At 41.9% G+C, this 12013-nt stretch carries 11 protein-coding genes and 1 tRNA gene; 4 read left to right on the forward strand and 8 right to left on the reverse strand.

The annotated features are described in order from the left end of the window. Positions 1-40: 40 nt before the first annotated feature. Both K1X66_05335 and K1X66_05340 read right to left on the reverse strand, forming a co-directional pair. The gene (locus tag K1X66_05335; GenBank protein MBX7157789.1) at positions 41-337 is read right to left on the reverse strand and encodes a transcriptional regulator; all 297 of its coding nucleotides are present in this window, start codon (positions 335-337) and stop codon (positions 41-43) included. Then, positions 337-927: a hypothetical protein gene (locus K1X66_05340; GenBank protein MBX7157790.1), complete on the reverse strand. Its 591-nt coding sequence runs from the start codon at positions 925-927 to the stop codon at positions 337-339. The genes K1X66_05335 and K1X66_05340 overlap by 1 nt, the downstream gene beginning before the upstream one ends. Positions 928-1052: 125 nt before the next feature. Here K1X66_05340 and hemE point away from each other — a divergent pair, with 125 nt between their 5' ends. The 3 genes from hemE to hemH are packed head-to-tail and all read left to right on the forward strand — an operon-like array spanning position 1053 to position 4482. Beyond that, complete coding sequence (gene hemE / locus K1X66_05345; protein ID MBX7157791.1) at positions 1053-2075, forward strand: uroporphyrinogen decarboxylase; 1023 nt, start codon at positions 1053-1055, stop codon at positions 2073-2075. Then, positions 2038-3468, forward strand: a complete 1431-nt coding sequence (hemN, locus tag K1X66_05350) for an oxygen-independent coproporphyrinogen III oxidase (protein MBX7157792.1) — start codon at positions 2038-2040, stop codon at positions 3466-3468. Before hemE ends, hemN begins: the two co-directional genes overlap by 38 nt. Before the next feature lie 3 nt (positions 3469-3471). Continuing rightward, positions 3472-4482 carry a ferrochelatase gene (hemH, locus tag K1X66_05355; protein MBX7157793.1) on the forward strand — a complete coding sequence of 337 codons (1011 nt, stop codon included), beginning with the start codon at positions 3472-3474 and terminating at the stop codon, positions 4480-4482. Between the two features lie 49 nt (positions 4483-4531). On the opposite strand, the gene K1X66_05360 is transcribed toward hemH, so the two are convergent. From K1X66_05360 to gcvT, 6 genes are all read right to left on the reverse strand, one after another. Next, complete coding sequence (locus K1X66_05360; GenBank protein ID MBX7157794.1) at positions 4532-5317, reverse strand: hypothetical protein; 786 nt, start codon at positions 5315-5317, stop codon at positions 4532-4534. A gap of 154 nt (positions 5318-5471) precedes the next feature. Further along, positions 5472-6203 (reverse strand): ABC transporter ATP-binding protein, encoded by a 732-nt coding sequence (locus K1X66_05365; protein MBX7157795.1) that lies wholly within the window; start codon positions 6201-6203, stop codon positions 5472-5474. After that, positions 6196-7332: an ABC transporter permease gene (locus K1X66_05370; GenBank protein MBX7157796.1), complete on the reverse strand. Its 1137-nt coding sequence runs from the start codon at positions 7330-7332 to the stop codon at positions 6196-6198. The genes K1X66_05365 and K1X66_05370 overlap by 8 nt, the downstream gene beginning before the upstream one ends. Positions 7333-7338: 6 nt before the next feature. Next, positions 7339-10206: an aminomethyl-transferring glycine dehydrogenase gene (gene gcvP / locus K1X66_05375; GenBank protein ID MBX7157797.1), complete on the reverse strand. Its 2868-nt coding sequence runs from the start codon at positions 10204-10206 to the stop codon at positions 7339-7341. Positions 10207-10217: 11 nt separating this feature from the next. Beyond that, a complete protein-coding gene (gcvH, locus tag K1X66_05380; protein MBX7157798.1) occupies positions 10218-10598 on the reverse strand; it encodes a glycine cleavage system protein GcvH in 381 nt (126 codons plus the stop codon). 9 nt (positions 10599-10607) lie between these two features. After that, on the reverse strand, positions 10608-11699 hold the full coding sequence (gene gcvT, locus K1X66_05385) for a glycine cleavage system aminomethyltransferase GcvT (GenBank protein ID MBX7157799.1): 1092 nt from the start codon (positions 11697-11699) through the stop codon (positions 10608-10610). 91 nt (positions 11700-11790) lie between these two features. On the opposite strand from gcvT, the gene K1X66_05390 reads away from it, so the two are divergent. Further along, positions 11791-11861, forward strand: a tRNA-Gly gene (locus K1X66_05390). Positions 11862-12013 lie beyond the last annotated feature (152 nt).

Below are 12013 nucleotides of genomic sequence, written 5' to 3' on the forward strand. Positions count from 1 at the left end.
AGCATTCACTTTGCCACACAAAGTAAATGGTTAAAATTTTTTAGTTTTTCCCTGTTTTAATAATTTGCTCCAATAAATTGAGATACTCTTGATAAGAAATTTTGCCTTTTTCAGTCATGGCATAATTCGTTTGAGGGCGATCAATATGCTCACGACTTTTCGAGACCAAACCAGCATCATATAATATTCTTAAATGAGTGATTAAATTTCCATCACTCATTTTAAGTTCTGTTTTCAAATCTTGAAAACTCCAACATTCTCGCGTCGCCAGTAAAGTCATGATGGATAACCTGGCTTTCTCATGAATCGTTTTATCAATTTTATCAAAATTAAACATCAATTCCTTCCCCGTGTAAAAAAGGCATAAATCAAATGATAAAAACCAAACGTAATCATAATCAGCGAAGAGCTAAAAGGTTCTAAAGTTTGTTTCAAAATAAAAGTCACAAAACCGGAGAGCAAAAAACTCCAACCAAGAAAAAGAATTGAACGAGGAGCAAAAACCATTGTGGATAACAAACCTAATCCATAAAAAATCATCCAAACAGAAATCATGGATAAAAGTGCGCCTGATTGAAAACTGGACCACGTAAATAATAATCCCGCCAAACCTGAGGGCAACATACAGGTGATTGCCTTTTTAATCCTAGGATAATGCGCAATTTCTCCTCTATTACGAATCACCAACCAATAAAAATTAAAAACTCCAATTAAAACAAAAACAATAATCCAAAGAAGCAGAAAGGATAATAAATAATCATTCTCCCAATTAAAAATAAGCTTTCGCATTTGAATAAAACCCCCAAGCAATGAAAAAGAGCCTATCATGAATGCAGAAGGCACCGAAATAGTCCGATACAATGTTCCCCTTTCCATTAAACTACGAATGATTTTTAAATTTTCCTCAGCTTGAGCATGCGTTGTCATATAATAACTTTGTATCACAAAGTTAAAATGCGTCAACACATTTTTAATTTAAAAATAAAATCTCTTTATTGACTTTAATTTACTATACTTTTTATAGATTGTTTTCCTATGCTGCCATCTTACTCATGATTTCATCTTTGTTTTTACAGGCTTGTCGATTGCAGCCGGTGGCACGGCCTCCGGTTTGGATGATGCGTCAGGCAGGTCGTTATTTGCCAGAGTATCGTGCGGTGCGGGCGCAGGTCGATTTTTTGACTTTATGTCGAACTCCTGATTTAGCTGCTGAGGTGACGATGCAACCGGTCGAGTTGTTAGAGGTAGACGCGGCAGTTATTTTTTCAGATATTTTGTTAATTTTGGATGCGATGGGGTTACCATTAAGTTTTGTCAATGGTGATGGGCCTCGCTTTTCGAAAACGATTTCTCATGAAGATGAAATTAATGAACTAGACATAACCCATATCACACAAAAACTTTCTTACGTTTATAATGCGATTCGGATCACCTCTCAAAAGTTGAATACTTTGAATATTCCCGTGATTGGTTTTGCTGGTGCGCCTTTTACTTTAGCGGCTTACGCAATCGAAGGTGAAACGAGCCGTGAATTTCATCGCACTAAAAAATTTCTTTTTCAAAACCCCGCCGGATTTCAAAAACTTCTGAAGAAATTATCTCAAGCGATCGTTGAACATTTGGATGTTCAATTGACTGCAGGCGCTCAAGCGGTGCAAATTTTTGACACGTGGGGTGGGTTATTGGGGAGAGAAGTTTATGAAAAATATGTTTTGCCGAGCATGCAGGAAATTTTTACCTCATTAAAACAGCGCGGTTGTCCTACGATTTTTTATATGAATGGAAGCACGCCTCATTTAGAAAACATGGCTCGTTCTGGGGCGGATGTGCTTTCAGTAGATTGGCGGCTTCCCTTGACTGAAGTTAGAAAGCGAATTGGGAAAAAAGTTGCGTTGCAAGGTAATTTGGATCCCACACAACTTTATGCTTCACCCGATTGTATCAAAGAGATTACCTTGAATATGTTGCGCGAACATCCTGATCCAGGTTATATTGTGAACTTGGGTCATGGCATTTTGCCTGACACACCTGTGAATCATGTCAAAGCTTTCCTACAAACCGTCCGGTCCCGTTAAAACGACAGAGTCTTTTGCCGTTCCTACAGTCGATTGGAAACTCATTGCCAAATACGACACTTCGGGGCCGCGTTATACGAGTTACCCTACCGCGCCGCAATTTACGGAAGAATTCACGGCTCACGATTTGCAAGAAACAATTCACAATGCCAATCTTCAGCTTAACCCTCCTCCCCTCTCGCTTTATTTTCATCTTCCTTTTTGTGAGTCGGTCTGTTTTTTTTGCGGATGTAACGTAACTTTTACCGCAGATCGTTCTCGACCGCATGCTTATACTCAAACTTTAATTCAAGAAATGGATTTGGTTAAACCCTTGCTTCAAAAGCGGCAAAAAGTTCATCAACTGCATTGGGGTGGAGGCACGCCCACTTTTTTTTCACCCGATCAACTGAATTATTTGGGTGAAGGAATCTATCAACGCTTTTCATTCGCTGAAAATGCAGAAATTGGGTTGGAGATTGATCCTCGAGAAACCAAAGAGGAACATCTGAAAGTATTATCAGAATTGGGATTCAACCGGCTTTCCATGGGAATTCAGGATTTTGATCCAACCGTTCAAAAAGCGATTAATCGCAACCAACCCGAAACAATGACTCGAAACATTATCGAATCGGCTCGCGAGCACGGATTTCAAAGTATTTCTGTCGACCTCATTTATGGGCTTCCTCATCAATCTGAAAAGACTTTTGCCAAAACCTTGGAAAAAATTATCCAACTCAATCCTGATCGCATTGCACTTTTTAATTTTGCTTATTTACCGGAAATGATTCGACATCAAAAAGCCATTGCCTCAGACGCCTTACCTTCCGCTGCTGAAAAATTTGCTATTCTGCGGCGTGCCATCACTCGATTTGGTGAAGCGGGTTATCGCTACATTGGCATGGATCACTTTGCTAAACCTCACGACACGTTATGCCAGGCACAAGACCAAGGCACGCTCTCTCGCAATTTTCAAGGCTACACCACACATGGCGATTGCGATCTTTACGCGTTTGGCGTTTCGGCCATTAGCCAAATTCAGAATGTTTACGCACAAAATCAAAAGAATATTCATGATTACACCAAGGCGCTTGCGAACCATCAATTTGCCACGCAGCGCGGCATTCGACTTACTCCAGACGACTTATTGCGACGTGAAATCATCATGACTTTGATGTGCCATTTTTCACTAGATATCCAGGCTATCGAGAAAAAATATCACATCCTTTTTGCTGATTATTTTTCTGAAGAGTTAAAAGCGTTGTCACCTTTTGAAAAAGATGAGTTAATTCGCTTGAGTCATAATATCATCCAAATCACATCCACGGGTCGTCTTTTGGTTCGCAATCTCTGTATGATTTTTGATGCCTATTTAAAACAAAAACCCACTCAAAAATTTTCTCGAACCATCTAATCCATGAAAGCTGTTCTTCTCGTTAATTTAGGTTCCCCCGATTCGCCAAACGTGCCGGATGTGCGACGTTATTTGCGAGAATTTCTTTCGGATCCGTGCGTAATTGACTCTCCTTGGATTGTTCGGCAACTCGTTCTCAATCTTTTCATTTTGCCTTTTCGCCCTAAACAATCTGCAGCCGCTTACCAAACTATTTGGACACAAGAAGGTTCTCCATTACTTGTCATTAGCCGCCAGGTTCAATCACTTTTGCAACAACAAGTTTCCTTGCCCGTGGCGCTTGCTATGCGCTATGGCAATCCTTCCATTTCCAAAATTCTTCAACTACTTCACGAACAAGGAATCACAGAGCTATTTCTCATTCCGCTTTATCCGCATTATGCGATGTCCAGCTACGAAACGGTGGTAAAGAAAGTTCAAGAAACTCTTCGTGAAATGAAGTCGAAGATTCAACTTACGATTCAACCTCCTTTTTACAATGAACCACATTACATTAAGGCATTAGTGGAATCTGCGACACCTTATTTACAGCAAGACTACGATCATCTGCTGTTTAGTTTTCATGGAATTCCTGAAAGGCACATTAAAAAAGCGGATATTTCGGGCTGTCATTGTTTGATTCAACCCGATTGCTGCGAAACCCCTAACCCAGTTCATCAAGTTTGTTATCGTGCTCAAACTCGAAAAACGGTGGCTGCATTTGTGAAGGCGGCAGGAATTTCTGAAAATAAATTTTCGATCACCTATCAATCCCGTCTGGGACGCGATCCCTGGTTAAAACCTTATACTGATTTAGAGTTAGAACGCTTTCCTAAAGCGGGCATTAAAAAATTATTGGTTATTTGTCCAGCATTTGTATCAGACTGCTTAGAAACACTCGAAGAAATCGCTGAACGCGGTAAAGAAAGTTTTCTGGAGGCGGGTGGTAAAAATTTTACAATGATTCCCTGTCTCAACACGCATCCTGCCTGGGTTGATACTTTGAAATTTTTTATTCAAAATTTTATGAAATAAAGGGAGCTTTTCGAGCTCCCTTTTGTTTTCATCACTTTCTATTAATTATTTAATTCCCAATTTCTTGAATCATTACCCTTCCATTATCCAAAACCGACCCATTGTAGACTGAGTTGGGTCTGGACTGATAAAAAACATGAACTCTTTGTCCATGACTTCCATCGGCATTCATTTTATAGGCTTCGCCTGTTAATGTCATACTTAAGGAAACCAAATCTCCATCAGCGAATGCTTGATTCAAATTAAGTGGGGCATTGACATCAGAAGTAAAAAATTCTGCCTGTAAAATGCCATTACCAGAACCATCCCCATATAAAACTTGGGGAACCGTGGGATCGAAACTACGAGTTAACATATCCACAAAACCCGCTTTGTCGTAGACCGTAATCGGTAAACCACTTAGCGCCATTGTGACTGTTACCAAAACTGAGCCATCAGCTTGAACTTTGCCTTTGGCTTTGCCATGTTTTTCAATCAAATTACGATTCGGATCACGAAGAAAAGCCATGTAATTTGTCTGTAACGAAATAGACAAATCCGACTGACTCCAACCTCCTGTGGGATTACTTTGATATGCGGCAATAACTCCATCCAAGTTATCAATCCGAGTATCGATCACAACCGCATCTGTAGAAGTCGCATCACTTCCCAACCAAAATGGCGTGGCTTCCGTAATTGGGATAGCTCCTACAAATAATGTTGATTGGAAAGCAAGAATTAAGGCATATTCAGCCGCAGAAGCTGCTTTTACAGTTAAAGAACTTCCTAACAACATTCCAACACAACATAGTGGTAGAAATGAGATGAATTTACATTTTCCAAGTAATGTATTCATAAACAACCTTTCTAAAATTTAATTATTTTTAACGTGATAAAACGTTGGTCTTGCTACTAACTTGCGCACTTAGGAGATTTTTTTAAGTAAGCTTCCTTTATAATATATCCCATCAAAAATCCGACTGCAAATTAGTTTTTTAAATACTGAGAAATTAATGAAGAAATCCAGACATCCCCTTTTCTTTAACCTCATGCACACGCGCCACTTTGCCATCCAACATCTCGGTCATGCGATCAGCATAATGAAAAATGCGAGAATCATGAGTCACCGCAATCACTGTGCGCCCAGGCGCTTTGACAACTTCCTGCAACAACTCCATAATTTTTGCGCCCGTTTCACTATCCAATGCCGAAGTAGGTTCATCACAAATCACAAGCCTTGGCTCATGCACCAACGCGCGCGCAATCGCAACGCGTTGTTGCTGGCCTCCAGATAAATTCAAAGGCTGCTCTTTTTCTCGTCCTCCTAACCCTACCTTGGCCATCATTCGACTCGCTCGCGCTTCGGCTTCGGTGTAGGAAATCCCATTAATCAACAAAGGAACACTCACATTTTCCACACAACTGAGTGTCGGAATTAAATTAAATTGCTGAAAAATGAAACCCACATTTTTTCGACGAAAAAGTGTGACCTCCCTTTTACTCAACCGATGCAACGGTGTTTCAAACACGTCAACCTCACCTTCATCAATATCCAAAGTGCCAGCGATTAAACTTAACAACGTAGTTTTGCCGCATCCTGAAGGTCCCACAATCAATAAAATTTCTCCTTCGCGCGCGTCAAAATTAACTCCATTCAAAGCATGCACTGCAGCGCTTCCCAGTCCGAAAGTTTTTTTCAGATTTTGCACATGCACAGCCAATTTTATGGAAGGATTATCCACGGAAAACAATAGCAGGTTCGAGTTTTCGAATTTTACGAATCCCTAGCAAAGCTGCAAAAACACAAATCATCAAAATCGCGAGCAACGTTGCCAAAGGTAAAATTTGCGGCATATAAAAAGGCGGCTGACCCTTTTCCAAAACCGAAAAACCAAAAAGCGCGGCCAACCCCAACCCACATCCATAACCTAAAAACCCAACAGCCAAGGCTTGCATAATCAACATCGTTGCCAACATCCTATCGCTAGCGCCCATCGCCTTAAAAGCGCCTAAATTACGTAGATTGTCTAAAATAAAACTGTAGAAAGTTTGTCCGCAAACCGCCACGCCCACGATAAAACCCAAAATAATTGTCATCCCAAATGCAACCGGAATCCCCGTATTTTTAATATACCAATGAATCGTGGCCCAAAAAAAATTATCTTCAGTAAACGCTTTCAGCCCCGTTTCTTTTTCGATGTTACTGGCAACTTCGCTTGGCGTTTTACCCGCTTGTGGGGTCGCAATCACAAAACTTAGCATTTTCCGAGTCTTGGGCGCATATTCCAAAGCCTGTTCATAAGTTGCAAAAACATAAGGCGTGCCGGTAAACGAGCGTTCTGTTTCACAAATTCCAACCACACGCGCCTCACGATCGTTAATTTCAAAAATATCGCCAATATCAATTTTTTTAGATCCCGCACTCAACCGTTGCACACCCAATGAATCAATCACCACCGTGTTGGGCAAACGCAAATCTTCAATATTACCCTTAATCATTTTTGCCGGACGCCCTACCATCGTCGTGGCATCTAAACCAATCAACTGAACAAATTTAAAACTTCCATCTGCCAATTTGGTTTGAACGAGCCCTGAAAATAGCGGCATGGCCCACAAAACCCCGTCCACCGATCGCACACGACCCATGTCCGTATCGCGTAATGGTTTAATCTCATTTACCTGCTCCACCGTGGGATCCACCACCCAAATAGGCGCTCGCACATTGCGAATCGTGCCTGTCGTCCAAATCATAATGCCACAAAAAATGGAACTTTGCTGAGTCATCAGCAACGTAGAAAAAGTAATGCCGCTCAAAAGCATCCAATATTTACCTCGATCGCCCATCAACATTTTTAACGCTAGGCGAATCATAGCCTTCTACTCACTATCGCTCACCGGTAAACAACTACAAAAAAGATTGCGATCGCCATACACATTATCCACACGCGAAACAGGCGGCCAATATTTATAAGTTCGCAACCAAGCTACAGGATAAGCCGCTTCTTCACGAGAATAACTAAAGGGCCATTCTTGAGCACTTAATTGAGCTGCCGTATGAGGTGCGTGTTTCAAAGGATTATTTTTTTGATCCCACTGGCCCGATTCAACTTTTTTAATCTCCTGATAAATCGCAATCATCGCATCACAAAATCGGTCGATCTCCTCTTTCGATTCACTTTCGGTTGGTTCAACCATGAGAGTGCCAGGTTCTGGCCAGGACATCGTAGGCGCATGAAAACCGTAATCGATCAAACGCTTGGCAATATCTTCTACTTCCACGCCAATATCTTTCCATTTACGACAATCTAAAATGCATTCATGTGCCACCAATCCATGATCACCTTGATATAAAACAGGAAAATATTCGCCTAATCGTTTGGCAATATAATTAGCGCTCAACACTGCAACGCGAGTCGCTTGCGTTAATCCCGATGCTCCCAACATCCGAATATACATCCAGGAAATCGCTAAAATACTCGCACTTCCCCAAGGCGCTGCGGAAATCGCCCCTCCCTTACCTTGCCCCACAGACACTACAGAATGATTCGGTAAAAAATCGACCAAATGCGAAGCGACCCCAATTGGTCCGACTCCTGGTCCTCCTCCTCCATGCGGAATACAAAACGTTTTATGTAAATTCAAATGACACACATCCGCACCAATCTCCGCAGGCCGACACAAACCCACTTGAGCATTCATATTCGCGCCATCCAAATAAACCTGACCTCCATATTGATGCACCACTTCGCACACCTCTTTAATATTTTCCTCAAAAACGCCGTGCGTTGAAGGATAAGTAATCATCAAAACTGCTAGTGACTCGCGATTCGATTCAGCTTTGCTTCGTAAATCGTTCAGATCAATATTACCCTGCTCATCACATTTCACAACCACCACCTGAAACCCAGCCATCTTCGCACTAGCGGGATTTGTGCCATGAGCTGAAACAGGAATCAAACAAACATTACGCTGCGATTGACCACGATTTTGATGATAATGACGAATCGCTAGCAACCCAGCAAACTCGCCTTGCGAACCTGCATTAGGTTGCAAGGAAACTGCAGCAAACCCCGTCATTTCCATCAACCATTTTTCTAATTGATGAAACAAAACCTGATAACCTTGCGCTTGTTCCAAAGGCGCAAAAGGATGCAACTGCGAAAATGCCGACCACGTAATAGGCATCATTTCCGCTGTGGCGTTTAACTTCATTGTGCACGAACCCAAAGGAATCATCGAAGTCGCTAGGGAAATATCTTTCAAATTCAATTGTCGCAAATAACGCAACATTTCCGTTTCCGTGTGATGACGATGAAAAATCGGATGCGCTAAAAAATGGGAAGTTCGAGCGTGAGGCGTTGAAAAAGTAGTTGAAATTTTCTTAGCAATGTCTTGCAAAGAAAAAGAAAGTTTTTCACCACTAAAAATTTCCAACAAAATTTCGACATCTTTCAATGTCGTTGTTTCGTCCAGAGCCACGCTAATGGTGTGGTGATCCCAGTAGCGCAAATTAACATTCTGTGCCATAGCCCGACCTCGAATGACATCGGTTTCCTCAACAGAAATACAAAGGGTGTCGAAAAAAAGTGAATATTTTAGGGAAAAACCAAGTCGCTTGAGCCCTTCTGCTAATAGTTTAGTTAAACCATGAACTCGTTGCGCAATTTGTTTCAAACCATCAGGCCCATGATAAACGGCATACATGGAAGCCATGACGGCGAGCAAAACTTGTGCCGTGCAAATATTGCTCGTCGCTTTATCACGACGAATATGTTGCTCGCGCGTTTGCAAAGAAAGTCGCAAAGCAGGATTGCCTTGGACATCTTTTGAAACGCCTATGAGACGACCTGGCATTTGCCGTTTCAAAGTATCGCGCGTTGCAAAAAAAGCCGCATGGGGCCCTCCGTAGCCCATTGGCACACCAAAACGTTGAGCACTTCCCACCACCACGTCCGCTCCGAATTCGCCCGGCGGCCGCAATAAAGTTAAACTTAACAAATCCGCAGCAACAATGGCCAATGCATTAACGCCATGAACCGCTTGAATCAATTTTTCGTAATCCAATACCCCACCATCGGAACCCGGATATTGTAATAAAACGGCAAAAATTTGATCGTTCGGCTTAAACGTTGCCGCATCACCTACTAAAACCTGCAAATGAAGCGGTTCAGCACGCGTTCGGATAATTTCTAAAGTTTGTGGATGACATTGATCCGAAACAAAAAAAACATTTTTTTCGAGTTTGCCTTTGATACCATAACAAAATGTCATCGCTTCTGCTGCCGCTGTGGCCTCGTCTAAAAGCGAAGCATTAGCAATGTCCATAGCAGTCAAATCGGTTACCATCGTTTGAAAATTTAATAATGCTTCCAAACGTCCCTGAGCCACCTCAGCTTGATAAGGCGTGTAAGAAGTATACCAGGCTGGATTTTCCAAAACATTGCGCTGAATCACTGGCGGCGTGAAACAGGGATAATAACCCATTCCCAAATAAGATTTTGCCACGCGATTTTTTTCCGCGATCGTGCGCAGCTCCTCCAATGCTTCCTGTTCACTAGCGGGTTCCGGTAGTTGTAATGGTGAGTGCGTAACAATGGCACGAGGCACTAACGCTTCAATAAATGCGTCCATTGAAGAATAACCCAAACTTTTCAACATTTCTTCTTGTTCAGAAGAATTAGGACCCAAATGCCGATCCAAAAAAGTATGAGACGACTCCAATAATTCCGTTAATGACAAAGGCATAAAAACTTAAACTAAGCGCCAATTTGTTTGGAATAATTTGCTGCATCCATCAGCGCATTGGTCTCATCGGGTTGAGAAAGTTTCACTTTAAAAATCCACCCTTTCTCGTAAGGCTCGCTATTCACCAATGCCGGATCATTTTCTAGCGCAGTATTGACTTCGACAACCTCTCCACTCACAGGTGAATAAATATCGGAGGCAGCCTTAACAGATTCTACCACTGCTGTGGCCTCTTTGGTTGCCACTTTTCGTCCCACTTCGGGAAGTTGGACATAAACCACATCCGACAATTCTTGCTGAGCATGATCAGTAATACCTATCGTGCCAATATCATTTTGAACAGATAACCATTCGTGAGAAGCAGCATATTTAAGTTGATTAGGAACATTCATAAATTTTTCTTATTGTTTCTTATAAAGAGGTTTTTTCTCAATCACAACAGGAACTTCTTGCCCTCGCACTTCCATCACAAGTTCCGTGCCGATTTTAGCATATTCCGGTGATACATAACCCATCCCGATGCCTTTGCCCAAAGAAGGCGAAAAACCGCCACTTGTCACCTCACCCACTTTTTCATGATTTTTTCTAAGAATGTAATGACTGCGCGGCGGCGCCCCTTTTCCCTTCACGGAAAAAGCGACTGCTTTACGAGGCACCCCTTTTTCTTTTTGTTCTGCTAAAACTTTTTTCCCAACAAAATCAGCTTTATTTAAAACTACCGCAAAACCCAACCCCGCTTCCAAAGGTGTTGTAGTTTCATTGAGATCATTACCATTTAACGGATAGCACGCTTCTAAACGCAAGGAATCACGTGCTCCCAACCCCACCGGTTTTACCCCTTCTTTTAGCAATAAATCCCAAATTTCAACCCCATCGTTTCGCGATAGAAAAAGTTCCACCCCATCCTCACCCGTGTAACCCGTTCGCGCCACAAAAACAGTTTTCTCTTTCCAAGGAATTGAGGTCAAATGAAAACGCGCAGGAATAGCCTCTTCCTTTAAAGAAAAAATTTTCTTTAACACCTCAACCGCTTGAGGTCCTTGCAAAGCTAAGGCAGAATAATTTTCACTACGATCTTCTAACAAAACGCCATTGGGCAAATGCCTTTTTAACCAAGCAAAATCCTCTTCAATTTTAGAGGCATTGACAACCAACAAATAATGAGTTTCTTCCAAACAATAAACAATCAGATCATCAATCACTCCACCTTGTTCATTGAGCAACAAAGTATATTGACCCTGACCTGGCTGAAGCAAAGCCACGTCATTTGTTAAACATACATTCAGGGCTTCTTTTGCCGCAGCGCCTGAAACAAAAAATTCGCCCATATGCGAAATATCAAACACTCCGGCTTCGTTCCTAACCGCTTTGTGCTCTTCCATAATGCTAGTATAAGACACTGGCATTTCCCATCCGGCAAAAGGAACTATCTTAGCTCCTGCTTGGAGATGCGATTCGTAAAGTGCGGTGCGTTTCAAATGGGTCGACGCCATTCCCATCCCCTAGCAAATTCTCTAGCGGTGTCAAATTTTACGCTTTGCAGTTTACACAATAGTGCTAAAGATAAACCCTAATTCGCAAAAAGCGGCGGTCGTTTAATGGTAGGACTCCAGCCTTCCAAGCTGGTAGCGAGGGTTCGATTCCCTCTCGCCGCACCCTAGCTGAAAATGAAAAGTTCAACAAATTTTCGAAGCCTTAAACCATCTTCTTAAATGTGATTACCATCGCCTTCAAAATATCGAATTTAAGAGATCGCTCAATTATTTTAGGGCCTGTTTAACACAAATAAAAATGAAAGCGACAAACC

It is taken from the genome of Verrucomicrobiia bacterium (assembly GCA_019694135.1).
In the GTDB taxonomy this organism is placed as follows: domain Bacteria; phylum Verrucomicrobiota; class Verrucomicrobiia; order JADLBR01; family JAIBCM01; genus JAIBCM01.